A 26,220-nucleotide genomic window follows, 5' to 3' on the forward strand; every position below is an offset into this window, starting at 1 on the left:
CGATTTCTCATTCATGATTTAGGTTGATCTGGTTTACCATTTAAGAGTTCTGAGCAAGACCTTTCAATTAAGGGTAGTTATCCGCATTGTCCAAACTGTGGTGGTATCGCTAGACCTAATATATTAATGTTTAACGATAATTGGTGGGTTAGCGCCCGAACAAGAATGCAAAATAGTAACTTTCACTCCTGGCTTGATGAACATTGTGGAATGAAAATAACAGCGATTGAATTAGGGGCAGGCACAGCAATTCCCTCGGTGCGTATTGCTTGCTCGAACAATGCCAAAAATTTAATTCGTATCAACCCTGCTCACTGCAATATTGAAAAAGGGCAAATACCATTAAAGATGTCAGCTTTATCTGCACTGACTGAGATAGATAAGATATTATCTTAATATTAACCTTTTAGCTTATTCGAGTTAATCTCAGGAATATTAACCAATTTATTAAGGAGTTACTTTGTTAGAAACTAAACAGGAATCAGGTTTTAAATTTGTAAAGGTGGGTGAGTTTTCTCTTTCTGATGCGCCGTGCAAATTAAAGAACTATACGTTAACAGTAAAGCTCAACTTATATATTCAAGATTTTTAAAAAGCGGACGAGACTGCCTACTTCATCACCTGTGACGATAAAATAGTATATGTTGGCGAATATACCTATAACTTAAAAGACAGATGGTTAACCAGAGGACATGCTAACCATCATATGCATGACAATATTGAAAGTTCCTTAAAAGCTGACAAACAACTATTCCTTTGGTTATGTGTATCACCTTATTGCGATGTCGCTGGAAATGGGAAGCTTAATATTAGTAAATCATTAGAGCATCAGATTATGTCTAACCATAACAGCCCTGATGACTTATGGAATAAAAGGAATAAAGGCACTACAGCAAAGGAATGGCGAGTAAAGCACTGTATAAATATTACAGACATTTTAAAAGAACATGATGGCATGTGCTAAAACATAACATTAAAGGTTATCATCACTTAGATTGATTAGTAAATATAAGCTATGTAGTCATAAGGACAAAACGTGAATTTAAAGTTAAATGTTAGGCATTTAGAGCTGCTAGAGTTACTCCCCATTTACCCTAAATTTTTAACTGTGAATCAACTAGTCGTAAAGTTAGCGAATCAGCATGCATATAAAGATCATGATGAACAAAATATTAAACGCAACTTACAGCGTGATTTAAAACAACTAGAGCAATACGGCATTACTGAATCAGGCGATAGCCCTGAAGGGTTAAAGTGGTCATTAGTTAAAGGCTCAATGTATTTAACAGCTCAACTTTCGCCAGCAGATGCATTATGCTTTGCCATTATCGAGCAGTTCATTCAGCCAATGATGCCCAATGTGTTATCCCCATATTTAACTCGCATCTTTAAAAAATCCACTCAAATATTAGCGAACCTTAATTATCACAGCAAATTAAAAACTTGGTTAGACAAGGTTTATATTGAAAACAAAGGCCAGCCATTAATACCCGCTGAAATTGATAACATGGTGCGTTGCTGTGTTTATGACGCTTTATTAGCGGAAAATATATTAGAAATAGAGTACAAGAACAAAAGTGGTGAACTAAGTAATGCCAGTGTTCAGCCTTTAGGGCTAGTCGTTCGGGCACATATTCAATATTTGATTGTGCAGTATTGTGGTTATGACGATGTCAGAATGCTCGCCATGAATCGCATAATATCTTGTGAAAACAGCCACAAAACCTTCGACTACCCTGATGATTTCAACCTAAAAGAATACGTACTAAAAGGTACTACTGGCTTAGCTTATAGTGATAGCCCTATTGAATTTGAAGGGATATTCACCGGCTTTGCTGCCGAAATAATAATGGAAACACCCATAGCTAAAAACCAACAAACAAGCACTTATCGAACAGATGCGGAGGATAAGTTACTAGTAAAAGCTAGCCTTACTATGAACTATGATTTTGAAACATGGTTATTGGGTTTGGCAAATCATGTTGAGGTATTGAAGCCCGTAAGTTTGCGTAACTTGATGCGAGATAAACTGAGAGCTGCAGTGCAATTATACGATGACAGTTGATACAGAGCACTTTAAGGTTATTTCATTTCAAGCAATAATTTGATGCGTTGTCCCATTTCCTGTAATAAATAGTTGCTATTCAATCCATACCTCCCACTAAAGAACGGGATAATTACTAAGAGTGTACCCCCATCTAGCTTTACCCAGTAAAACACCCTATTAGTTTTGTTTGCTTCAGACTTGGGGGTAAGGTTACCCGAACATAACCTACCGACCTTTTCATTGCCTGCAAAAAACATTAAAAAGTCACGTAGGTAGTTCACGCCTGTACCAATAATTAACTTGGGATTGTGCTTTTTTCTTAATTCACTAAAAAAAGGAAAGCGATTAAAGAAGCACCATGTATTAAAAAGGTATTTATTTTCAAAACCTGTTAGCTTAGAAATGTTATTTTTATGCCACAATTCATGATCTGTAGAATCAAAGGCAATAGGATATAAATTAAGTTTAAACAACTCATTCCCCTCTAAAAGACTAACTTCTTTATAATTCTCTACATCCCCACCTTGAATACTTGTAAAAAGTTTAGCAAAACTCCTACCATACGTGTAACCAAGACTATCTTTCCAATCAAACTCAGTTAAAGAAAGCTCAACCTTTCCATTTTCGAGCTCTTCGGGAAGCGTTTTCTCATAGTAATCACCATAACTTGCTCCCCCCCATTCAATTCCGCACAACCAAATATCAGCACCTAAATTTCCGCCATCACAACCTGAAAAGGAACATGCCCATTCTTGAAGATTCTTATTCATTTTATTCCTTTTAATAATGTGCAATGCATTTGTATTGACCCTGGCGCTTAACCAATTCTAGAGTTTAACTTAGGTAACGTTTCTCTATTCTTTCTATAAAATAATGTTTGGATATAAACTTCGCCGAACGATGCGAGTATTTCATCTTAATATTCCTAAATATATTTTATCTTGCATAATAATCACTTATATAACAATGCAATCACAGCTTCGTCTTGAGCATGCTCTGCTATAACGGGAGCAAATAACAATAACGCATTGCTTTCCTCAAGCATATTACATATGGATGTTGAAGTTGCAGAAAAAACATCAAGTGCATGATCAGTACTTAAAAAGATTGTGACAATAATGACTTTCGCCTTTAACCAGCTATCACTATTTACTTCAGCCTTGAATAAAGTCTCTTGGGTATATAGCTTAGTTTGATAAAAGCCTTTGTTAGCAAACGCCAAACAATAATCAGTAAAATCAACACCAATTAATTCTTGTTGAGTTACCGGTTCAACAATAGCTTTTATGGTTAATATTAGATTTATTGATAAAAGCTCAAGCCCCTTAGCAAGGTAATACTGGATAAAAGGCGTTGTTGCTATCATGCCATTTGCAAGCAAGTCACCATCTAACTGCATAACGACCGCTGCTTTATTAATACTATCTAGTAATTCCAGACTAATTCCTTGCTCACTAGCTTGAAGTGCAAACTTAATCGGATAAAGAGAATAAACTAATATTGGCACTGCCAACTTTTCAGCAACCATCACCATAAATTCAACTTGTTTTGCTTCAAAATGGCTATTTAGGTTAGCAACAATAATAACTAAGTCGGCACTCTTTATCTTATGAGTAAATTCGTTGCCTCCTAAATCGTCTAGCCGCCAATCTACACCGTCAATTTCTTCAGTAATATTATTGCAAAATGATTTACTCTCTCTGCCTGCCGCAAAACCATAAAAATTTGCCAAACACATCTTGTATTCCCCTCATAATCAATGTTGAAAAGTATCTCAAAGTAAAGCGACAAACTTTGTCGCTCGCTCAAGTTATAGTCCTAGCTATTAATAAATAGCATGACTAAGAGCTGACGCTCATGGGCATAAGGGGAGCTTTCGATGATTAATGATGCCAGAAAAGTCTTTAGGGACTGGCTTAACTCACCTCGCTATAAAAGAAAGTTAAGGTTTCAGTTATGCTCAATAGGTGACACCAATTGCTCAAGCAATCGTGATGAATATACCCTTCTTGGTTTAAACTCACGACTGAAATGGTCTGTACATGGTGACTATGTAGACATGTGGGTTGATTTATCAGGGGTTATCGCCCCAAATGACAAGCTTATTGAATGGGATGTATCAGTGTTTGAGGGGTATAAAGTAACACCTGACAACTTTTATATTCTAGATAACCCTAACCCGAAAAATAAGGTAACAAAACACCCCTCTTTTGCGGAGCTGTTAATCGATTGCTTCACCGCCGCTATAGCTGTAATTGAAGAGTATATCCAAGAAGATGCCTATATTTACGTGTTTGCATGTAATGACGGAGGATCAATGGGTGGTATCATGCCAATGGCGAGGTTTCAATGCTTTTTAAATAGACGTTTAGCTAGGCAGTTTATCAGGCGCCCTGTACGGTCATTTATCCACATATTTACTTTACCCCTTTGATTAGCTCCAAAATCAACTTGTATAAGTACTGTTAAACAAAAATCAGGTAAGTTATGAAAGTTTATTTAGATGATGAAAGATCAACACCTATTGGTTGGCACAGAGGCTACCGCATCCAAAGCTAGTTAGAGACTACAAAACAATGACATTGCTGTGCCAATAGCCGACTAAGCCAAAATAATAGGAGGGTAAACTTAAACGATAATCTTCTTACTATTTGTTAAAACTTTAATTTTCAAAAAAAAGGGCTGCTATGTTAGCAACCCTTTAGTCTACTTAATGTTCTTATAATATTGGTTCAGGAAACAAGGTAGGATCAACCGCATTGGCGTCCCATAGCGCACCAACACCTTGAGGTGTCCAAATGTCATCAACACCATTAGGGAAGTTTTTAGTGCTTCTCGGGTTATTGATACCATCGACAGTGTAGTTATAACCATTTAAGTTAAATACCGTTGCTGCAACACCATCACCCAATTGATCAACAGGACTGCCATAACCGTCATAGAAGGTGCTGCCGCTTGAATCGGCAATAAAACTATTATCAAAAAACATAGGGAAATTACCATTCGTTGAATCAAACTGGATGTCAGAGTTAATCACTTGGCTGTTATCAGAGCCACTCCACAGCTTATCAATAATGGAATCAGTAATTGTGCCGTTACCTTGCTGGTACGTCATATTACTAACATAGCTATTATTAATTGAGCCTTGGTTATAAACAGCAGCATTTGTATTCAAATTAATGATACTGAATTTAATCATCCCTTGGCTTTGATTATTAAAATATCCGCCGGAAATATAACTATGAGCTATTACGCCATTATTATACCAATTTGAATTAGAGGTGATAAAGCTGTCAGTAATAGTGCCGTTATTATATCCATATGTATTCAAGCTTAAATCACTGCGAGCAACAATTGAATTGCCATCAATATTCCAGCTTAATGCTAACTTAACATTAGCAAAGTTCACTTGAGTATTGCTTAGATTGAAAGAACCATTACCAGCACCAGAGCTGCGAATGGTCACAATATTGTCGGCAGTGCCGGCAATAACACTATCGTTAAAAGTTACACGGGTATCTTTGTTGATCATAATTGAGGTACCAGCACTAACGATTACATTAGTTAACTGTACAGGCTGAACAGACATACCGTCACTATATTCATAACCGACCAAATAAACCACACCATCACTGCTGGCATTACTGTTATCAATAGTCTTGCCACTGATATTACCCATTAGCGGGAAGTTATTTTTATCAAGTGGGTCATAGTTATAACGCACTTCATCGCCATCGTTAACACCATCGCCATCGCTGTCAGCTAAAAATGGATCTGTGCCGTAGCCTACTTCGTCGGTATCTAATAAACCATCGTTGTCGTCATCTAAGTCATCAGCATCGGTTAAACCATCCATGTCGTTATCGGTAGCTGTACTTGGGTATGAGGTATCATCTAATGGATTAAAGATTGCGCCATAAACAGGGTCCGACTCCCAGTCTTCCTGTAAATCACTATAACCATCGTTGTCGTTATCATAATCAAGATAATCGGGAATGCCGTCTAAATCCCAGTCAGCCAGATATAAAGAGCTACTGGTGATAATAGGGTAAAGGTGGGTATTATTAGCTTGATCAGGACTGTAACCTGTTTGCTGGGCAATAGCGGTTAAATCGGTACTACCCCAGTAATTATGTGAAATATCAAGTAAATTAGCACTTACCGTTGAGTCAGTATCAAGCAAGCTATAGTGCATGGTTAAACGGGTGTAATCACCTGTTAAGGTAATATGGCTGTTGGTTAATTCACTGTCCGTTAAGCGTAATGAAGAAGAGCCGGTAATTTTACTATTGGCGAAGGTAGTATTAGTAATAGTACTGGCACGTTCAGCTGTCGCATTATTAAAGGTACTGTTTCCAATTGAACCATTGCTGAAATAAAACTTTGCGCCATTAAAGGTGGAGTTAGTGGCACTATCAATTCGAGCTATGTAATTTGAGGTGGTAGAGGGTTCACCGCTATAACGATCTAGCTTATTGAAAGTGACATTATTGATAGCGTTTATTCGTAGACCGTTATGCCCGTAATACCCATAGCCATAACCATATTCATTGATTATAGAGTTTTGACTTGAAGTAATATAGAAATTTGCAGTTGAACCGAAATAACCATTAACAACCGAATTTAAAAGTGAGAGTGGCACTAAATTATTTTCTCTATTACCTGAATCAGAATAGTCTTTATAAACCTGCAAATAATTCAGCTCGGTATAATTAAATTCACTGGCTGCATTGTTAGCAGTATCATAAATAATGGCTGACTGATTGCCATTTTCACCATCACTGTAATTATACACTGGGTCAGTAGATATTTTCACTAAAGCATCAGCACTACCATAAGCCATGATATTACCTTGCACCATAATATGACGTTTAGCACCATTGAACTCTATTTCAGTACCGGGCATTAAGCTTAGCGTTGCAGACGATTTGATCAGCATGTTACCGGTAATAATGTAGGGTGAGCGTGATGCTAACCAAATTTCATTGACCGCTATTACACCACCATTCAGTTCGGTAGCGCCAGCATTATCAATGGATGCCGTTGCTATGACAGAGTTACTTTGATCGCTTTCAGCGCCATCAACATCTACCCAAGTAACACGATAGCTATAAGCCTGTTCGTTATACACGCTAGTATCAACATAATAAGGTGTGGCAGCCGTTATTTCTGCTAGTTCAGTAAAGCTGTTTGAATCATCAGAGCGGTAAATACGGTAGGCAGTTGCATGGTCTTGTTTAGACCAAACTAAACCAACCTCACCATTACCCGCTGAAATATTTAAACCAGTCACCGCTGCTTCAGCTAATAAGCCTGCACTGGTAAATTCGGTCACCAAAGTCACACCATCGTCAGTAGTCACCGTAAAGTAAATGGTTTGCCCTTCTACTGCAGCTAACTCAATAATGTGCTCAAGTTGTTCACTAGCTGAGATAGTCATTGATTGATCTAAGTTATCAACAGCAGTGCCATAATTTATTGTTGCGGTAACAAGCTCATCGGTATTAAAGCTAATCACTAGGTTGCCATTATTTGATTGTACTAAAAGATCACTAATGGTTGGTGAAGTCGCAATAGTCATGCTGGACGCACTAGTAATAGTGTCTGTATTTGATGCTCTATCAACAAAATTAGCAGTCGCTGTAGCTGTGATATCTTCAGCAGAAGCAATAAAGTAATCAACTTCATAAACACCATCATCAGCTACTGTATCGCCATGAGAGCCATCATCATAAAGCGCTAAATTAGTGAATAACCCAGGTATGGTAACTGTTGCTAAACCACTGGTTTCGTTAGCCGTTAAGGCTATATGAAGTGTATCGCCCATGGTGGTAACGGTTGAGAGCGTTAAGCTGGTTAACGATACTTGGGTATCCAGTATAATAGTACTAGTTGCAGCCGTTAATGCATTGCTGTCAATGTCAGTAAAATCAACTTGAATCAGTTTTTCACCATCGCCAGTACTTAAGGTGATTGATTTTGTTGTACTAAATATTTCAGATGGAAAAGCGACTGAATTTTCAGTAACAACCATATTCGTTGCGTTAGCATTCGTTATAGCAAGCGATACGGCGGTTGAATTTGTATAAGCTGCGCCATCGTTAATATAAACAAAGCTGTTACGAACATGTGTTACAGGTAAGGTATATTTCATTGTACCTGCACTTAACGATAATGTATGAGAAACCGTTTCCCAACTACCATTAGGGTAAGTAACCGCAAAGCTATAATCACCAAGTGCTAGTGTATCAAAAGTAAATACACCCGCGGCACTTGGGTTAATAACAGTGCTTTGTCCATTTTTATTAGCTGTGATGGTGGCAAGGGTATAGTCGGTCGCTTCATCAATGGCTAACACTCCTGTTACGGTTGCTGTTGCTTGTGCCATATCTAGAATACCAATGTCGGTATCTTGCATAGCTGCTACCGTATAAGAGCGGTCTTTAGTTATGGTTTGAATATGTGATTTAGTAAAGCTAATACCGTTAGCATAATCACGCGCTGGTAAACGAATTGACCAGTTACCTTCAGCATCGGTTACGGTTGCTAATGAGGTATTGAGTATTTCAACAGTTACGCCCGAGTGATTGCTAAAGCCGCCTAATTGAACTTGACCTGAGATGGTGCCAATATTAATTGAAGGGTCGCTATCAGGGAAAGTATTGGCGTTATTCATATCCCACCAAGCACCGACATTTTTAGGTGACCAAATGCCATTGGCTTCTAGGTAAGGTTTGAATACTACATCCGGGAAGTTAGGGGCTGAACGAGGGTTGTTGATACCATCAACGGTCCACGTTTGTGTAGACATGCCAGCACCATCATTTATTTCAACTGCAAAAACAGTTTCGGCGACACCGTCACCAATTTGGTCAAGTGGCGCACCATAACCGCTGTAGAACTGACCTCCATAACCAAGCGATAAATATACGCCATCAAAAAACACATTCATTGTTTGTGGATTATTTAGGCGGACATCTGAATTTAAAATGGTTGAAGCGTCATTATAAGCAGATAAATAATCAATTACAGAGCCATTGATTTGAGAGTTATTTTGAGTATTTACGCTATTAATATAACTATGATTAATATCTTTATAATTATTGAAACCACTGGAATTGATATAACTATTAGTAATAGTCCCTTGGTTCTCAAGGTAGTTTCCTGAAATAAAACTGGCTTCAATAGAACCGGTATTATTCCAATAATCCGCTTTAATATAACTTTCCGTAATTTGTCCGCTATTATTGAAACCCCAGTTTTTATTAATACTTAAATCACTATGTTCAATTACCGAACCGTTGTAAACATTTAAATTGATGGCAACCTTAATGTTTGCAAACTTAACTTTTGTATTGCTAAAATTAATACTGCCATTACCTGCACCTGTGGAGCGAATAGTAATAACATTGGCATCGTCACCGGCAAGCAGACTGTTAGTGAAAGTAACAGAGGTATCGCTATCAATCATCAATGAAGTACCAGCACTGACAGTAACATCGGTTAAGTTCACCGCTTCAATTGTTACCCCATTATCCATCATGTCATTAAATACTTCTCTACCGGCAATATAAACCACCCCTTCACTGTTTACATTTGAGTTATCAATGGTTTTACCACTGATATTACCCATTAATGGGAAGTTGTTTTTATCTAGTGGATTATATTTATAGCTAACTTCGTTACCGTCGTTAATACCGTCACCGTCACTATCGGCTAAAAACTTATCGGTTAATCGGATTAACTCATCACTGTCAGCTAAACCGTCATTATCATCATCTAGATCTTCACTATCCGCTAGCCCATCCATATCATTATCCTTTGCTGTTGATGGATGAGAATTTGCGTCTAGAGGGCTGTAAATACTGCCGTATAACGGATCTGAAGACCAATCTTCTTGCAGATCACTATAACCATCGTTGTCATTATCATAATCAAGATAATCTGGGATAGTATCGTTATCCCAATCAGCAATATATAAGTCACTTGAAGTGATAATAGGATAAAGGTGGGTATTTTGGCTTTGATCTGGGCTATAACCTGTTTGCGCCGTTATCGCTGCAAGATCAGTACTGCCCCAATAGTTATGAGATATATCGAGGAATTTTGCACTGACCGTAGAGCTGCTATCTAAAATGTTGTAGCGCATTGTTAGGCGGGTATTGTCCCCCGGCAAACTGATTTGTGTATTGATCAGTGTATTGCCGCTTGCACGTAGCGAAGAGTAACCATTACCGACAATAGTACTATTGGTTATTGTACTATTGCTTAACGAGCTAGCATTGCTGATAGTTGCATTGATAAATTCGCTATTATCAATTGAGCCATTGTCAGCATAAAGAGCAATATAATCCAAAGTTGAATCCACAACATTGGTTATACGGACACCATTTTGTACATTATTAATGATGTCACCTTCAGCACCAAAGGCTGAACTAGTAAAGATCACATTTTTAACTGTGTTTATTCGAACTGCATATGAACTACTACCTGAGCCATAACCCAATAAGTGCACACTTGAATCACTTACACTTTTAATATAGAAATTTGCATAATTGTAGTTTGAAAAAATATTTACAACGCTATTTTGTAATGAAATAGGCACCAAGTAATGTGGTCGTTCATAAGCATTGGCATAATCATAATACGTTTTAATATAATTTAACTCAGTATAATTAAATGTACTTTCAACATTATTGCCTTGCTCATAAATTAAAGCGCCTGAATAATTTGAATTGCCAGAATCAAAAGCGGATAGCTTAACAAGGTTATCTGCTTGGCCTAATGCAGACATGGTGCCAGATAAGTAGATACTTAAATCTGCTTGGGTAAAGGCAAGCTCAGTTCCAGGCAATAATAGTAATTGAATGTCTTTTTTCACTTTCACATTGGCGCTGATATTATAAGGTGAGCGTGATTTCAACCACACGGTATTAGCATCAATTAAACCGCCAGCAATTTCTGTTGGCCCTGCTAATGTTACTTTGGGTGTTACCGTTACAGCATCACTGTTCTCGCTTTCGTTACCGTCTGTATCTATCGCAGTAACCCGATAACTATAATTAATATCGTTGCTTGCCAGCGCATCAACATAATAACGTTCTGAGATCACGGTTTCTGCGTTAACTAAGGTGAAAACATTACCACCGTCATCTGAACGATAAACCCGATAACTCGCCGCATTTTGTGCTTTATGCCAAATTAAGCCTACTTCATTACTACCTGGGTATGCGGCTAATCCTGTTACGGCAGGAGGTGCTAGCTTTCCTTGACCTGTTAACTCGTTGGTATTATTAGCACTATCGGCCACTGCAATACGAAAATAGGTCATGCTGTTAGCAGACAAACCGTTAAGAGTGATGCTATGGCTATTATGCAGCGTAGTACTAACGTCTAAATTATTAGATAAACTAGCTAAATCATTACCATAAGCAATGTTTGCCGTTGCCGGTTCATCGGTAGAAAAACGCAGAGTCATTTCGCCCATGGCAATATTAGAGCTAATGACTAAGTTTTTAATACTAGGCGCAGTATTTAAAACAACATTACTGTTAGAGTTTACCGTAGCGGTATTACCAGATATATCTGTAACAGTTGCTACCGCAGCTAGGTTTAAATCTATTGGCGTATCGATGTAAAAATCTCGTTCATAAATGCCGTCGTTAGGCGTAATATCGCCACCAAAACCATTATCAAGTAGCGGTAAGTTTTGTACTAAACCGGGTATGGTTACTGTAACCGTTGCGCCCAGCTCTTGCGCTAAACTCAACTCAAGATGAAGTAAATCACCTTGGGTAGTGGCGCCACTTTGCTGAAAGTAAGTAATATTTAAAAAAGTATCGAGTTGAATGGTATCGGTAACAGATGCTAGTTCGACATTATTAATATCTTTAAATTGAACAGTAACTGTTTTAAGACCATTACCCACTGAAAGTGTATGATCATATAAACTTTCAAAGGCTATCCATCCACTATCACTTAAGCCGTCAGTAATGCGCATTTCAACCGCATCAGTATTACCCAATGAAAGAGATACTAGCTGATTATTAGTATATGCATCGCCATCGTTAATAATAATAAAGCTTTGGCGTAAATTAACATCACCAAGCGGATAACTGTCATGTTCATTTGACAGCACAAGGTTAAAGTTATTAGTTTCCCAACCACTATCAGTACAATAAATACTAAACTGGTATTCACCTAATGGCAGTGCTTGATTCACCTCGCCATGTACACTAACAGACAAATTTCCAGAAAAACCGTCTGCTAAACCACTAACGCCTTGTACAAATACGATTAACTCTCCTGAACAAGTATTCGCTGCGCCAACATTCAATGTGATATTGGCGTTGTTTTGTAATAATTTAACGGGAGCTACAGTAAATTGGCCATTTTCAGTAACGGTTATGGTTTGTGAATTAACTTGCTCAGTGTAAAAATCCTTTTGGTAACGAATGCCACCACTGTAATTACCTAGCGCCATGCCCATCGACCATTTGCCTGTACTATCGGTAAATGCGGTGTATTCGGTACCAATGATACTTACTTGAATTCCTGAATGGTCAACCCGATTATCAATGGATGCTTGCCCGTTTACTACTCCCAACATAGGCTGCATATTAATGGTGTAACCTAATTCATTACTGTCTTCTGAAATTACTACACTGATCGCTTGTGATTTATAACCACTACGAGAAAACAGTAATTGATAATTTCCTGGTTGAATGGCCGAAAATGCAAATGAACCATCGACATTACTTTGTTCAGATAAACCCGTGCCAGATAATGAGATAGTGACCGCACTGTGGTCGCTTTTATCACTGCCTAAACTAACGGTACCGTTAAAGTTATAAGGCGTTAATTGAATGTTATTGTTAAGAGCGGTTGTTTGATCTTGGCTAAGAAGTACTTCAACTTGTTGCGTTCCATAACCTTGATTATTGGCAATCAAAGTATAAGTACCAATAGGATGGTTGATAAAAATAAAGTTACCACTGACATCTGAAACGGTGGTTTGACCTGACTCATGTAATATTAAGGTAACATTGCTAAGTGGTTGGTCATTATGGTCAACAACGGTACCTGATAAAGAGCCATTTAAACTCGCTAACTCAATAATTTCTAAGTTATTTACCGTACCTGAAGTAACTTTAACGCTTGCTGAAACCGATTGATGATTTGCTTCGGTAAAGTTTAACTGGTAAGTGCCAGCAGCTAATCCATTGATGATAAAAGAGCCATCCCGAGAGCTAATCGCTTCTTTATCCGTTCCCTCAATCGCTATGATAATACCAGAGTGTTCTAATTGTGCTAATTTATCAGCATATTTAATATAACCCGTTATGCTCCCTGTATTCGCTTTACGTTCGGCTAATTCAAAAGTTTCAACGATTGTTGTTTGATTACGCAAGATAGTAATGTCATTACTTTTGGCACTGTCAAAAAGGTTTGATACCACAATAAAGCGATATCCTTCCGCTACAGGTAACGCAGGGAAGGTGAAAGTACCACTGCTGTTGGTAAAAGTAGAATAAACACTATTATCTGATGCTCTTGCGTAAACAAGAATATTAGACAAATCAAGAGCAGATGGCGAAGAAACTTGACCTGATGCACTACCTTTTTTATTATTTAATTCTATCGTTTGCAAGTCTGTCGCTTCATTTGAAGTTACAACAAAAGCAATATGTTTACTTACGTAATCACTATGGTTAATTGATAGGTGATAAGTACCTGCAGGTAAATCAGTAAACTCCTGTAGCCCTTCAACTGTGGTGAGTTTATCAGTTGCTAATTCAACTAAAGTTATTTTTGCTGCTTCTAATGCATAGCCTGTTAATAAGCTAGCAACTTTGAGTCTTACGCTACCAGTAGGAAGTATTTCATTCGCAGATATATCAAGGGTGATAGTTTCGCCTTGCTGTACAGCTATATTTTCAAGCTTAACTCCCGTTCCACTTTGTCTATCATTGAGGATGAGAGAATAATCCGTACCAGCAGGAACCTGAATCTCATAATTGCCATCTGCATCAACTATTATCTCAATTGGTGAGCTTAACATTGCCAGTTCACTTGCATCACTATTGGTTGCGTTAACTGCAATAGAAGAAGGTGCTAAAACAAGGGTTACATTACTCTCTGTAACTTTACTGGTTGTTATACTATTTGTACCAGACTTAGTTAAAACTGCTCTTGAGGCTCTAAAGCTTTTAATTGATTTTGAGAGACTTGATAAGGCGATATTGCCTTTTATGGTTGCTAATTCAACTGTTGGTTCTTCACTAGGTGGAGCATTTGGTGCAAAGGGATAACAAACGGTTGCAGACTGTGAAACTTCCTCAAGATCAAGGACTCCATTATTATTAGCATCTAAACCAACATTAATGTGTATGCCACCATAGAGACAAATTTGGCCTGCAGGCTCATCAACAATTTTAAGAAGGCTATTTGTGCCGTTAGTTCCGTCTGAACCGTTAGTGCCATCTGAACCGTTAGTTCCGTCTGAACCGTTAGTGCCATCTGAACCGTTAGTGCCACCTGAACCGTTAGTGCCATCTGAACCGTTAGTGCCATGACAAACAATGTTTGTATTGTCTACTTCTGAGTTATCTAAAAAGCCATTACCGTTTTCATCTATTCCTGTCTTGATTTCAACACCGCCATTAAGACAGCCAACAACAGACTCTAAAATTTGGTAACTCATTGCTACTGAATATTTTTTTGAGTTTTCTATTGGGGTTTCTATTGGGGCTTGTTCTGGAGCCGGTTTTTCCGTTTCAGTGTCTCCACCACAAGCAGATAGTAAAAAAAAGAATAAAGAAACAAATATAGGCTTGATAAATCCGTTCATTGATAACGCTCATCCGTTGAAATTATCGGGAGCATAACATAAAAGTAAAGTAAAACTTTGATTTGTATTAATAAAAACACATTAACGATGGTACTGGCTAAACTACAAATCCGTGGTCAATTTTACTTGACCACTTCATCAACAGTCATTGAATACTTTAAGTCCCCCTAAACTTACGCTAAAAAAGCCTAATTAAATTAGTCAATTTCGAGTCTATTTACAGACTAAAGTACAGTTATTTTTGACATTTAAGACGCTAAGTTGGTCGCCAAATTAACTATGCCACATCACACCAAATGAGGGCTTCACTTATGTATCAAATCTGGAAAACTTAGAGAGGGTGCTTAAATCGATGACAGTAGTTAAACTCAAAAACGCAAAGAGAAAAACTAGAGCTTAATCATCCTATTTAAAATTGGATTATTACTTTAATTGAAGGTTTATTTAGTTTAGTTTAGTTAATAAGAGTGAATTGAAAATCACGGTGGTTTTATGAGCTTTAGAAATTAGACTTAGTTATGAAATGTAGCACATACGTAGCACCAAATGACTTGATGAGTAACTACTAACTAGTAGAGGCCAGTGAAAATGGTGGGCCTTCCCAGACTTGAACTGGGGACCTGCCGATTATGAGTCGGATGCTCTAACCAACTGAGCTAAAGGCCCATTTTCATATATTTGGCCAAATGTATTCTAATGCGTTTGTTAGTGCCATAAAGTGAATGGGCTAACAAAGCGGGTGCAGTATAAGCATTTTTTAATTTGTTGTCACCTAATGAACTTTAAAAAGTGACGTTTTTTTGCTGACCGCTTATTTATTAAACTAAATAGCCTGCTTTTTCGCTAAAAACGATAGGTTAGCCCGGCACTCACTTCACTTTGGAACCAGATATCACTCGATATATAAATGGCGCAGGTATCTTGTTTACAAAAAATTGCGCTATTCGAGTTAAAAAAGGTGCCATAAATACGACTGTCTAGTCGTAAGCTAATATGCTCACTTAGCTCAAATTTTGTTGCTAAACCAATATTGATAGAAAAACGTGTTTCATTACCAAGCTGCTCATCTTTTGGTACAAAGTGAGTTAAGCCAAAACCACCGGCAATATAAAAAGGCATAAAACCGTCAGAGATAGGGACATTACCCCCTATATGAGCATAGGTAATACTAAGATCACTATTACTGGCAGAAAAGCCATCTGATTGGGAGAAGCTGGTATTATAATGACTTATTAAGAACTCACCTTGACGCTCACGATCAAAAGACCAAGCCGTTAAAAGGCCGTAGCTGGTCTCTTCGCTTAATTTGATGCGATGATGTTCCGGCTCTTTACTGCTATCAAAATTTCCACCAAAGCGATAACCAATCAAGGGAGTTATTTCAAAATTTAACGCTTGTTTTGCCATAGAAGGCATAGAGGTTAGGGCAAGTACACCAGCAATAGCGATAACAACACGCATAGAGATTTCCTTATATTAGAAAGTAAAAAGAGTAAGCTAGTATTACTAACTTACTCTTTTTTATGTCTATTTAAAACAGAATTTAAAACACTATTTCAAATTTTTATTACTTACTCACCATCAAGGAAGCTTTTCAGCTGCTCTGAGCGAGAAGGATGACGTAACTTACGTAACGCTTTTGCTTCAATTTGACGAATACGTTCACGAGTAACGTCAAATTGCTTACCAACTTCTTCCAAAGTGTGGTCGGTATTCATATCGATACCAAAACGCATTCTAAGTACTTTAGCTTCACGAGCCGTTAAGCCAGCAAGCACTTCATGAGTAGCACCTCTAAGGTTTTCAGACGTCGCTGAGTCAACTGGAAGTTCACCGCTGGCATCTTCAATAAAGTCACCTAAGTGTGAGTCTTCATCATCACCAATCGGTGTTTCCATTGAAATTGGCTCTTTAGCTATTTTCAATACTTTACGAATTTTATCCTCTGGCATCACCATACGCTCAGCTAACTCTTCTGGCGTCGGTTCACGGCCCATTTCTTGTAGCATTTGACGAGAAACACGGTTAAGTTTGTTAATCGTTTCAATCATATGCACAGGAATACGAATGGTACGTGCTTGATCAGCAATAGAACGGGTTATGGCTTGACGAATCCACCACGTTGCATACGTTGAGAACTTATAACCACGACGGTATTCAAACTTATCAACCGCTTTCATCAAGCCAATATTACCTTCTTGAATTAAATCAAGGAACTGTAAGCCACGGTTGGTGTATTTTTTAGCAATTGAGATAACTAGACGTAAGTTTGCCTCAACCATTTCTTTCTTAGCACGACGTGCTTTTGCTTCACCAATTGACATACGACGGTTAATGTCTTTAATGCCATGAATATTAAGATGCGTTTCTTCTTGAATTTGGTTTAGTTTGTAGATACAACGTTCTACATCACGCTCAACTTCACTAAGCTTGGCTGAGTAGGGTTTACCGGCTGCTTGCTCTGCTGTAAACCATTCTTTTGAGACTTCATTACCTGGGAACTTTTTGATAAAGGTGGTCTTGGGCATACCTGCACCAACAACACAATGTTTCATGATCAAGCGTTCTTGCACACGTAACCTGTCCATCATGCTACGCATGTTTTTAACTAATTTATCAAATAATTTAGGGATCAAACGGAATTCTTTAAAGACTTCAGCTACTGCATCGATAGCTTCTTGAGCATCTTTATGGCCACGACCAAGTTTTTCAATAACTTTATTGGCATGTTCATAAGCTTCGCGTAAAGCAGTAAACTTCTCACGTGCTAATTCAGGGCAAGGACCCGTATCTTCTTCTTCCGCATCTGGGTCTAAAAAGCCCGTGATAATATCCGTTAAGCGCAGCTCTTCCGCTTCAAAGTTATCCCACATGTCTAATAAGAAGTTTATCGCTGGTGGATATTCTGAAACACTACGCTGAACTTCTCTTATACCTTCTTCTATACGCTTGGCAATAACGATTTCGCCTTTACGGGTAAGAAGCTCAACGGTACCCATTTCACGCATATACATACGTACTGGGTCAGTTGTACGACCAATTTCGCTTTCAACGGTAGCCAATGCTTGCGCTGCCGCTTCGGCTGCATCTTCATCGGTATTACCTCCACTCATCATCAAGGTATCTTGATCGGGTGCATTTTCAAATACTTGAATGCCCATATCATTAATCATACTAACGATTTCTTCAACTTGATCAGTATCAATAATGTCTTGTGGAAGATGATCGTTAACTTGCGCAAACGTTAAATAACCTTGTTCTTTACCTTTGGTTATTAACTCTTTAAGTCTAGATTTAGGGGCTTGTTCCATTGACGAGTGTCCACCTGTATTATATAAATATGGGATGTAAAATATGCGCTAAAAACATTAGTAAAAGCTAATAAATGGCGCAATAAAGCGGAGAATTATAACGAATTCCCCAAACATTTACCAGCCTAATTGTTTGTGGAAATTTCAAGGCTAAATAATTCCGCTAATCTTACTCACGGCATGCTAAGTATAGCCAAAACCAGCCGTTAAGCATTGAGTATTGCTTGTAACTCTTGTTTTTCCGCACTAGTCATTTGTCCGGCTCGTGCTTTTTGTAATAACACTTCTGCACGTTGTTCAACAAAGTTATTGAGTAGTTTTTCAATACTATCAAGAAAAACATCGGTTGCGGCTTCAGCTGCCACATGGTGCTGCCAACACATCAACTTTGCTAATTGTTTGCCTTGCTCGGTATCACGAAAATATTCCAGCAATTGCGCTGATTTAATATCAGGGTTTTGCTGGCATACACCTAATACCTGTATTAACAAAGGTATTCCTGGTGTAGTTAATGGCTGCAATACATTTTTATCACCTAAGCTATTGGCTATATGGGGATGTTCTAATAATAAAGCAAGTGCTAACCTGACGGGAGTGACTTTTGTACTGACTTTAACAGCAGGTTTTACCAAGCCACCTTTTATATGTTTAGTGAACTTTGCCAGAAACTGCTCACTACCCGTACCAAAATTGTTCGCTATTTCATTAATCATGGCATCTTTTAAAATGCTATCCGGAAGCTTGGCTAAAAAAGGCTGAAAAGATTCAACTAAAGCCGCTCTTCCTTCAAGAGAGCTCATATCGACTTGTTGCATTAATTGTTCAAATAAAAATTTTGATAATGGCATGGCATTATCAAGAATTTTTTCAAAAGCTTGTTGCCCTTGTGCCCGAATCAATGAGTCTGGGTCTTCACCATCGGGGAGAAAAACAAATTTCAACGAAAAACCATCACGAATAAGTGGCAAGGCATTGTCCATGGCGCGCCATGCAGCATCTCGCCCAGCTCTATCGCCATCGTAGCAACAAACCACATTAGGCACAGTGCGAAATAGCGTTTGTAACTGCTCAAAGGTAGTTGCAGTTCCTAATGAGGCCACAGCATAATCAACGCCATGTTGGGCTAAAGCGACAACGTCCATATAACCTTCAACGACAACTAAGCGTTTAAGTTTTTTATTGGCTTGTTTCGCTTCATGTAAGCCATAAAGTTCTTGGCCTTTATGGTAGATACGCGTTTCAGGAGAGTTTAAGTATTTGGGTTTGGCATCACCTAACACTCGGCCGCCAAAGCCGATAACTCGGCCACGCTTATCGCTAATAGGAAACATGATACGACCACGAAAACGATCATAGGGTCGCTTTTTATCGCCCGCAACAGCCATACCTAAATCAATCAATTGCTGGTTGGCTTGGCCATTGCGTGAGAAGGAATTCATCATACCGTCCCAAGCATCACTTATGTAGCCTATACCAAAACGCTTAACAATTTCACCACTTAAACCACGGCCTTTTAAATACTTAATAGCCGTATCTTTATCGGTAGATACTTTTAATTGTTGCTGAAAAAATCGACTTATTTGCGCCATCAACTCATAATCATCTTGCTTTTGCTGATAAATTTGTTGCTGTCGGCGCTGCTCTGCTGGGCTGGCGGTATTTTCCTCGCGGATAACTTCCATACCGCAATGTGAAGCAAGTTCTTCTACCGCATCAACAAAATCGAGACGTTCGAATTCCATTAAAAAGGAAATGGCATTGCCGTGTTCGCCGCAGCCAAAACAATGATAAAACTGCTTATCTTGGCTAACGGTAAAAGAAGGTGATTTTTCATTATGAAAGGGGCAGCACGCTTGGTGATTTTTCCCTGCTTTTTTTAACGGTACTCGACTATCTATCAGCGCAACAATATCTGCTCGGCTAAGTAAATCATCAATAAATTGTCGGGAAATGCGTCCAGCCATAATATTTAAAAATCATCGTCAAAAGAAAAGGTATTACACAAGTATTCTACACAATACTAGTGAAAAAGTAGCAGAAATAATTAAGTTCACGCTAAAAAAAACTGATAAAAAAACCGTAATAGCCAGAGCCATTACGGTTTAATTTAATGTATTAAATAGGGTGTTAACTATGATGCATTGAGTGCTGCTCTGACTTGACCGCTAACCGCGCCCATGTCTGCTTTACCTTGCATTAATGGTTTTAACACCGCCATCACTTTCCCCATGTCAGCCATAGAAGCCGCACCAGATTCAGTAATTGCTTTATTTATTAATTCATTAATTTCTTCTGCACTAAGCGGCTCTGGCATGAAAAATTCTATCGCAGTTACTTCTGCGGCTTCTTTTTCAGCCAAATCATCACGACCACCTTCGCTAAACATTTTAATTGACTCTTTACGCTGCTTAACCATTTTGGTTAATATGGCAATAATATTGTCATCAGTTGCTTCGGTTTTGTGATCAATCTCTGCTAGTTTTATTGCAGAAAGCGCCATGCGAATAACACCAAGACGTAACTTGTCTTTGGCTCGCATAGCAATTTTCATTTCATCTTTGAGTTGTATTAGAAGTGACATCTAAATCAAGCTCACTCTTTCTAAAGGGAAAGACTACTAAGGATTCTGCTAAGAATCTTAGTACATGCGAACGCGACGAGCGCTTTCACGAGAAACTTTTTTCGCAGCACGTTTAACAGCAGCTGCTTTTTTACGTTTACGTTCCCAAGTCGGTTTTTCGTAAGATTCGCGACGACGAACTTCAGAAAGGATACCTGCTTTTTCACATGAACGTTTAAAACGACGTAATGCAACGTCAAATGGTTCGTTTTCTCTAACTTTAATTACTGGCATGTACTTTTTACCTTAGTATAAATCTATATAAATCGGTGACTGATTTCGGTCTGACATTGTATTAACCCACAATATGCACCTCATCTGCACCCGCTCTATCAAAAATGGGTGCCATATTCTACTGCTAAGCACCTAGCAATGTAAAGATTAATTTAATAACAATGTAGTAAATCCACTGGTGACTTACTGACAAACACGGTAAAATTACTGCGCTTGTATTTACTGTGCTTAAAGTGAGTAAATGTGGGGTAATATTTCTATTTTTTGAGACTATATATATTATGCGTATTTTAGGTATTGAAACTTCTTGTGATGAAACTGGCATTGCCATTTATGATGATGGTCAGGGTGATCGTCCACAAGGTATACTCGCTCATCGCTTATATAGTCAAATAGCCGTTCATGCCGATTACGGTGGTGTGGTACCAGAGCTGGCATCAAGAGATCATGTCCGTAAAACTATTCCATTAATTAAGCAAGTCTTAGCAGATGCCAACCTTACCCCTCAAGATTTAGATGGCGTTGCTTATACTGCTGGCCCAGGTTTAGTCGGTGCACTTTTAGTAGGTTGCTCTATTGGTCGAAGTTTAGCTTATGGCTGGGATTTACCTGCGGTACCAGTACATCATATGGAAGGTCACTTATTAGCGCCTATGCTTGAAGATGATGTACCTGAATTCCCTTTTGTCGCTTTATTAGTATCTGGTGGCCATACCATGCTAGTACGTGTCGATGCTATAGGTGAATATAAATTACTCGGTGAATCAGTAGATGATGCTGCTGGTGAAGCTTTTGATAAAACCGCTAAGTTGCTCGGTTTAGATTACCCAGGCGGCCCTGCCCTTGCCAAGATGGCTGAAAGCGGTCTAGCCGGACGTTTTAAATTACCTCGTCCTATGACAGATAGACCCGGTTTGGACTTTAGTTTTAGTGGTTTAAAAACAGCCGCGGCTGTTTTAATACGTAAAGAATGCCTTAATATCGAGCCAGCTTTATCACCAAGCCAATTAAAGCAAACCCACGCAGATATTGCTCATGCCTTTCAACAAGCTGTGATAGATACCTTAGCGATAAAATGTAAACGTGCCTTACAACAAGAGCAATTAAAGCGATTAGTCATTGCAGGTGGTGTTAGTGCAAATACTGCTTTACGTGAAAAACTGGCGATAACGACCAAGAAGCTTGGTGGCAGTGTTTTCTATCCTCGCCCGGAATATTGTACCGATAACGGCGCCATGATTGCTTACGCGGGTTTACAGCGGTTAAAAGCGGGTACAGATACCGACTTAACGTTTAAAGCTCACCCTAGATGGCCTTTGGATTCATTACCACCGCTAAAATAGTAGCTGAGTTAGAACTTGGCTATGATTTTTTATAAGAACTTTGGCGTTTCAAAGTAGGCACAGATACCGAGCTAACAAGCAAAGCGTTTAAAGCCAACCCTAGACTGGCCTTTGGATTCATTACCACCGCTAAAATAGTAGCTGAGTTAGAACTTGCTCTCTCTCGGTAACACTCCTGATGTTATCGGGGGCTTTATTATATTTTATGAGTAATTTTACTCTCTGTACCTTTAAGTAAACGTTTAATATTTTCGCGATGCCGAAAGAGTATCAGAGCGCAGAGCATTAATGTTGGATAAACATATAAAGGCTTTAAAAAATAGACATAAAGTGGCGCAATAGCAACGGTAACAATAGCCGCCAGACTAGAATACTTACTTAATTTCACCACTAACACCCAAGTAATAATGAGCATCGCTCCCAAAGTAAAACCGATAGGCAGTAAGGTACCCAAGGCGGTAGCGACAGCTTTCCCACCTTTAAAATTGAAAAATATCGGATACATATGCCCTAAACAAGCGGCAACACTAATCACACCTAAATATAGCGGTTCTATTTTTAAAAAATACGCGCCCCATACTGGGATAGTGCCTTTGAGTATATCTAAAAATAATACCGTGGCGGCAGTAAGCTTATTGCTCATGCGTAAGACATTGGTTGCGCCCGGGTTTTTTGAGCCCGTTGTTCTTGGATCTGGCAAGCCTAAAAATTTACACACTAATATGGCACTGGAAATAGAGCCTATTAAATACGCGGCAATGATCATAGTAAGCGTGAGTAGTAACATTAAAATGATAAAATCCATTATTGGCACAAAAGATAGAATTATTATTCTATCTTCATCTCTGCTAGTTTTTCTAGCACTTCGCAGGTAAAATCGTCCTTTATTTTGTAACAATTGCATAATTACTGCAATAGTTCTTCTAACAACATATTAGGTAAGTCATGGATAAGGTGTTCATTAAAGGTTTAAGTATTCAAACCACTATTGGTTTTTTCCAGTGGGAAAAAGAAATAAAGCAAACCTTGGTCATTGATCTTGCCATGGGTTGGAATACGGCGAATGCGGCAGTCAATGATGAGCTGGCTAAAACTTTAGATTATGCCGATATTTCAGTCGCTATAGAGCGCTTTGCTAATGACAACCCGGTAGACTTAATTGAAACACTGGCTGAGCGCTTAGCGAGCTACTTAATGACCCAATACCATATTCCCTGGTTAAAACTCAGTATTGGCAAACCAGGGGCGGTACATAATGCACAAACCGTTGGTGTGGAAATCGAACGTGGTCAACAAATCACCGAGACTGTAATTTAATGGCTCAAATCTACATCTCACTAGGTAGTAATGTCGAACGTGAACATAATGTTAAACAAGGCTTAATCTCGTTAGCTAAAGCATTTGAACTGCCTTTTGCCCAGTTAACTTTATCTTCGTTATTTGAATGTGAGGCGATAGGTTTTAATGGCCCCGCTTTTTATAACATGGTAATCGCTATCAAATGCCGACAGAGTGTCGAACAAGTGGCGAGTATGTTACGCGAAATAGAGTTTTCTCATGGTCGCGACCATAAGGCCAAGAAATTTAGCCCACGTACCTTAGACCTAGATTTATTATTATATGATAATTTAGTTATTGAGCAACCGGTACAGATCCCTCGTGATGAAATAACTAAGAATGCTTTTGTCTTATGGCCTCTGAGTCAGGTTGCCCCTGAGTTGGCACACCCCGTTTTACCACAAAACTATCGCGATTTATGGCAAGGTTATAATAAAAGCAGCCAACAACTCAGTATAGTGGCTAACTGCTGGTAGACTAGCTGACATTATGACTCCCAAAGTAAAGGACAACTAACGACACATGAGTACTTTAGAAATAATCATCCTGGCCTTATTACAAGGTTTAACCGAATTTTTACCTATTTCCAGTTCCGCTCATCTCATCTTACCCTCACAAATTTTTGGCTGGCAAGATCAGGGGCTAGCCTTTGATGTTGCCGTGCATGTTGGCACTTTATTAGCAGTAATCATGTATTTTCGTAAAGAAGTGGGTGCTATGGCTGTCGCTTGGTTAGGCACTGTCGGCGTTGGCCCAGAAAAAGGCAAGCAAAGCTTTGATGGCAAACTTGCCTGGTGGATTTTATTTGCCACCATTCCCGCCGGTTTATTTGGTTTATTAGGTAAGGACTTTATCGAAGAACATTTACGTTCTGCCTTAGTCATTGCCGCGACAACATTACTGTTTGGCTTTCTTTTAGGCTTTGCTGATATAAAAGCGGGTAAACGTGCAACACATAAGCCGATGGAAAAATTGGGTTTTAAAGGTGCTATGTTAATTGGCTTAGCACAAGCAATTGCCTTAATTCCAGGCACCTCGCGCTCAGGCATTACCATGACCATTGGTTTAATGCTGGGCTTAAGCCGTGCTAGCTCTGCTCGTTTTTCGTTTTTACTGTCTATTCCTGCCATCACCATGGCCGGTAGTTATTTAACGTTAAAATTGGTGTTATCCGCTGAGGGTGTTGATTGGTTTGCCATGGGTTTAGGCAGCTTAATAGCTTTTGTCAGTGCTTATGCTTGTATTCATTACTTTCTAATATTGTTAGAAAAACTGGGTATGATGCCGTTTGTTATCTACCGATTAATATTAGGTGTTGGCTTATTTTGGTATATTTTAGCTTAGCTTTTTCTTTACGTTTGCTTGCTATGAACCTAGGTTCAATAAGTAAATCTATAACAAGCGTCCCCCCATTTCATGTTAAAATGTTCACCAGTTAAACTTCACTAGTGAACACTTTACCGTTCAGAAAATCATTACACTCGAGAAATAAATATGATTGCCATTACCCTAGATAATTTTCAAGAAGTCGTTGTTGAACAGTCAAAAAACAAATTAGTCCTAGTTACCTTTTGGGCTGAACAAGTCCCTGAAAGTATTGAATTACGAGATAAATTAGCCGCCAAGTTATCCGACTTAAGTGACCATATAACGTTGGCGACAGTGGATTGTCAAAAACAAGAGAAAATTGCTGAGCAGTTTGGCATTAAGGGCTTACCTACCGCTATTTTACTAAAAGATGGCCAACCCCTTGATGGTATTTCAGGACCACAAGATGACGCTAGCATCGCGACATTTTTAGAGAAATACTTACCTAAGCCAGAAGATATATTGTTAGGGCAAGCGAAAAATGCTCTTGATGAAGAGCAGTTAATCGAGGCTCAAACGGCCATCAAGCAAGCCTATCAAATTGATAATAGTCGTGCCGATATTAAATTAGTCTTAATTGATGTTAACTTGCAAACCGGCAATACAACTGAAGCAAAGGCGTTATTAGATAGCATAATGATGGTTGATCAAGATAGTGACTATCAAGCATTGCTGGCTAAAGTAGAATTAGCACAGCAGGCAGAAAACTCTCCTGAAATTCAGTCCTTAGAAGCACAATTAGCAACAACACCTGATGATATCAACCTCAGTCAGCAACTTGCTACTCAATACAGCCAAGTTAATCGTCAAGAAGAAGCACTAACGATATTATTTCGTTTGGTACAAGCGGGTGATGAAAGCACTAAAGACAAAAGTAAGGAACTGTTTTTAGATGTGTTAAAAGCGTTACCTGATGGCGACTCTCTTTCAGCTAAGTTTCGTCGCAAGCTTTACACGCTAATGTACTAATAATCTAGTGCACTAATACCTAGGCCTAGTGTATTAGCCTTGATTGATAATATTCAACGGTGTTTAGTCCATAAGATAGCGCGAACAAGCATTTAGGCTACTGTCTCGACCTATATAGCCAATAAAAAGCCCGACTCACT

Annotated in this window: 18 protein-coding genes and 1 tRNA gene; 9 read left to right on the forward strand and 10 right to left on the reverse strand. The window is 38.6% G+C overall.

Translation table 11 applies throughout. From position 1 onward, the window contains the following. Positions 1 to 165 precede the first annotated feature (165 nt). From CMT41_RS14870 to CMT41_RS14880, 3 genes are all read left to right on the forward strand, one after another. The gene (locus CMT41_RS14870) at positions 166 to 396 is read left to right on the forward strand and encodes a hypothetical protein (RefSeq protein ID WP_057182283.1); all 231 of its coding nucleotides are present in this window, start codon (positions 166 to 168) and stop codon (positions 394 to 396) included. 439 nt (positions 397 to 835) lie between these two features. Further along, positions 836 to 964, forward strand: a complete 129-nt coding sequence (locus tag CMT41_RS19755; RefSeq protein ID WP_257721028.1) for a hypothetical protein — start codon at positions 836 to 838, stop codon at positions 962 to 964. Between the two features lie 72 nt (positions 965 to 1,036). Then, on the forward strand, positions 1,037 to 2,065 hold the full coding sequence (locus CMT41_RS14880; protein ID WP_058027716.1) for a helix-turn-helix transcriptional regulator: 1,029 nt from the start codon (positions 1,037 to 1,039) through the stop codon (positions 2,063 to 2,065). 17 nt (positions 2,066 to 2,082) lie between these two features. Here the strand turns inward: CMT41_RS14880 and CMT41_RS14885 are convergent, their stop codons facing one another. Beyond that, positions 2,083 to 2,817, reverse strand: coding sequence for a hypothetical protein (locus CMT41_RS14885; protein WP_058027717.1), 735 nt, complete (start codon positions 2,815 to 2,817; stop codon positions 2,083 to 2,085). Between the two features lie 182 nt (positions 2,818 to 2,999). Further along, positions 3,000 to 3,785: a hypothetical protein gene (locus CMT41_RS14890; RefSeq protein WP_058027718.1), complete on the reverse strand. Its 786-nt coding sequence runs from the start codon at positions 3,783 to 3,785 to the stop codon at positions 3,000 to 3,002. A gap of 141 nt (positions 3,786 to 3,926) precedes the next feature. Here CMT41_RS14890 and CMT41_RS14895 point away from each other — a divergent pair, with 141 nt between their 5' ends. Continuing rightward, positions 3,927 to 4,481 carry a hypothetical protein gene (locus CMT41_RS14895; RefSeq protein WP_057182292.1) on the forward strand — a complete coding sequence of 185 codons (555 nt, stop codon included), beginning with the start codon at positions 3,927 to 3,929 and terminating at the stop codon, positions 4,479 to 4,481. A 285-nt stretch (positions 4,482 to 4,766) separates the two neighbouring features. Here the strand turns inward: CMT41_RS14895 and CMT41_RS14900 are convergent, their stop codons facing one another. From CMT41_RS14900 to rpsU, 7 genes are all read right to left on the reverse strand, one after another. Then, a complete protein-coding gene (locus CMT41_RS14900) occupies positions 4,767 to 14,897 on the reverse strand; it encodes a carboxypeptidase regulatory-like domain-containing protein (RefSeq protein ID WP_058027719.1) in 10,131 nt (3,376 codons plus the stop codon). Between the two features lie 589 nt (positions 14,898 to 15,486). After that, positions 15,487 to 15,563, reverse strand: a tRNA-Ile gene (locus CMT41_RS14905). Positions 15,564 to 15,740: 177 nt separating this feature from the next. After that, positions 15,741 to 16,358: an outer membrane protein gene (locus CMT41_RS14910; protein ID WP_057182307.1), complete on the reverse strand. Its 618-nt coding sequence runs from the start codon at positions 16,356 to 16,358 to the stop codon at positions 15,741 to 15,743. 110 nt (positions 16,359 to 16,468) lie between these two features. Continuing rightward, a complete protein-coding gene (gene rpoD, locus CMT41_RS14915) occupies positions 16,469 to 18,208 on the reverse strand; it encodes an RNA polymerase sigma factor RpoD (protein ID WP_058027720.1) in 1,740 nt (579 codons plus the stop codon). Between the two features lie 206 nt (positions 18,209 to 18,414). Then, positions 18,415 to 20,172, reverse strand: coding sequence for a DNA primase (gene dnaG / locus CMT41_RS14920; protein WP_057182310.1), 1,758 nt, complete (start codon positions 20,170 to 20,172; stop codon positions 18,415 to 18,417). 167 nt (positions 20,173 to 20,339) lie between these two features. After that, complete coding sequence (locus CMT41_RS14925; protein ID WP_057182312.1) at positions 20,340 to 20,789, reverse strand: GatB/YqeY domain-containing protein; 450 nt, start codon at positions 20,787 to 20,789, stop codon at positions 20,340 to 20,342. Positions 20,790 to 20,846: 57 nt separating this feature from the next. Then, entirely contained in the window at positions 20,847 to 21,062 is a 216-nt protein-coding gene (rpsU, locus tag CMT41_RS14930; RefSeq protein WP_057182314.1) for a 30S ribosomal protein S21, read from the reverse strand. Positions 21,063 to 21,343: 281 nt separating this feature from the next. Between rpsU and tsaD the strand changes: the two genes are divergently transcribed. Next, positions 21,344 to 22,405, forward strand: a complete 1,062-nt coding sequence (tsaD, locus tag CMT41_RS14935; protein WP_057182316.1) for a tRNA (adenosine(37)-N6)-threonylcarbamoyltransferase complex transferase subunit TsaD — start codon at positions 21,344 to 21,346, stop codon at positions 22,403 to 22,405. A gap of 196 nt (positions 22,406 to 22,601) precedes the next feature. Here the strand turns inward: tsaD and plsY are convergent, their stop codons facing one another. Continuing rightward, positions 22,602 to 23,192 (reverse strand): glycerol-3-phosphate 1-O-acyltransferase PlsY, encoded by a 591-nt coding sequence (gene plsY, locus CMT41_RS14940; protein WP_057182680.1) that lies wholly within the window; start codon positions 23,190 to 23,192, stop codon positions 22,602 to 22,604. Between the two features lie 158 nt (positions 23,193 to 23,350). Here plsY and folB point away from each other — a divergent pair, with 158 nt between their 5' ends. The 4 genes from folB to CMT41_RS14960 all read left to right on the forward strand — a co-directional run bounded on the left by folB (position 23,351) and on the right by CMT41_RS14960 (position 26,080). Continuing rightward, a complete protein-coding gene (gene folB / locus CMT41_RS14945; RefSeq protein WP_057182319.1) occupies positions 23,351 to 23,722 on the forward strand; it encodes a dihydroneopterin aldolase in 372 nt (123 codons plus the stop codon). Beyond that, a complete protein-coding gene (folK, locus tag CMT41_RS14950; RefSeq protein WP_058027721.1) occupies positions 23,722 to 24,219 on the forward strand; it encodes a 2-amino-4-hydroxy-6-hydroxymethyldihydropteridine diphosphokinase in 498 nt (165 codons plus the stop codon). The genes folB and folK overlap by 1 nt, the downstream gene beginning before the upstream one ends. Before the next feature lie 46 nt (positions 24,220 to 24,265). Then, a complete protein-coding gene (locus CMT41_RS14955; RefSeq protein ID WP_058027722.1) occupies positions 24,266 to 25,087 on the forward strand; it encodes an undecaprenyl-diphosphate phosphatase in 822 nt (273 codons plus the stop codon). A gap of 150 nt (positions 25,088 to 25,237) precedes the next feature. Next, positions 25,238 to 26,080: a tetratricopeptide repeat protein gene (locus CMT41_RS14960; protein ID WP_057182323.1), complete on the forward strand. Its 843-nt coding sequence runs from the start codon at positions 25,238 to 25,240 to the stop codon at positions 26,078 to 26,080. Positions 26,081 to 26,220: the final 140 nt, after the last annotated feature.

Source organism: Colwellia sp. MT41 (genome assembly GCF_001444365.1).
Classification (GTDB): domain Bacteria; phylum Pseudomonadota; class Gammaproteobacteria; order Enterobacterales; family Alteromonadaceae; genus Colwellia; species Colwellia marinimaniae.

What these genes read in the sequence shown, in the direction of transcription:
- CMT41_RS14870 (WP_057182283.1), top strand. Translation starts at nt 166, where the DNA reads ATGCAAAATAGTAACTTTCACTCCTGGCTTGATGAACATTGTGGAATG.
- CMT41_RS19755 (WP_257721028.1), top strand. Translation starts at nt 836, where the DNA reads ATGTCTAACCATAACAGCCCTGATGACTTATGGAATAAAAGGAATAAA.
- CMT41_RS14885 (WP_058027717.1), bottom strand. Translation starts at nt 2,817, where the DNA reads ATGAATAAGAATCTTCAAGAATGGGCATGTTCCTTTTCAGGTTGTGAT.
- CMT41_RS14890 (WP_058027718.1), bottom strand. Translation starts at nt 3,785, where the DNA reads ATGTGTTTGGCAAATTTTTATGGTTTTGCGGCAGGCAGAGAGAGTAAA.
- CMT41_RS14895 (WP_057182292.1), top strand. Translation starts at nt 3,927, where the DNA reads ATGATTAATGATGCCAGAAAAGTCTTTAGGGACTGGCTTAACTCACCT.
- CMT41_RS14900 (WP_058027719.1), bottom strand. Translation starts at nt 14,897, where the DNA reads ATGAACGGATTTATCAAGCCTATATTTGTTTCTTTATTCTTTTTTTTA.
- CMT41_RS14910 (WP_057182307.1), bottom strand. Translation starts at nt 16,358, where the DNA reads ATGCGTGTTGTTATCGCTATTGCTGGTGTACTTGCCCTAACCTCTATG.
- rpoD (WP_058027720.1), bottom strand. Translation starts at nt 18,208, where the DNA reads ATGGAACAAGCCCCTAAATCTAGACTTAAAGAGTTAATAACCAAAGGT.
- dnaG (WP_057182310.1), bottom strand. Translation starts at nt 20,172, where the DNA reads ATGGCTGGACGCATTTCCCGACAATTTATTGATGATTTACTTAGCCGA.
- CMT41_RS14925 (WP_057182312.1), bottom strand. Translation starts at nt 20,789, where the DNA reads ATGTCACTTCTAATACAACTCAAAGATGAAATGAAAATTGCTATGCGA.
- rpsU (WP_057182314.1), bottom strand. Translation starts at nt 21,062, where the DNA reads ATGCCAGTAATTAAAGTTAGAGAAAACGAACCATTTGACGTTGCATTA.
- tsaD (WP_057182316.1), top strand. Translation starts at nt 21,344, where the DNA reads ATGCGTATTTTAGGTATTGAAACTTCTTGTGATGAAACTGGCATTGCC.
- plsY (WP_057182680.1), bottom strand. Translation starts at nt 23,192, where the DNA reads ATGTTACTACTCACGCTTACTATGATCATTGCCGCGTATTTAATAGGC.
- folB (WP_057182319.1), top strand. Translation starts at nt 23,351, where the DNA reads ATGGATAAGGTGTTCATTAAAGGTTTAAGTATTCAAACCACTATTGGT.
- folK (WP_058027721.1), top strand. Translation starts at nt 23,722, where the DNA reads ATGGCTCAAATCTACATCTCACTAGGTAGTAATGTCGAACGTGAACAT.
- CMT41_RS14955 (WP_058027722.1), top strand. Translation starts at nt 24,266, where the DNA reads ATGAGTACTTTAGAAATAATCATCCTGGCCTTATTACAAGGTTTAACC.
- CMT41_RS14960 (WP_057182323.1), top strand. Translation starts at nt 25,238, where the DNA reads ATGATTGCCATTACCCTAGATAATTTTCAAGAAGTCGTTGTTGAACAG.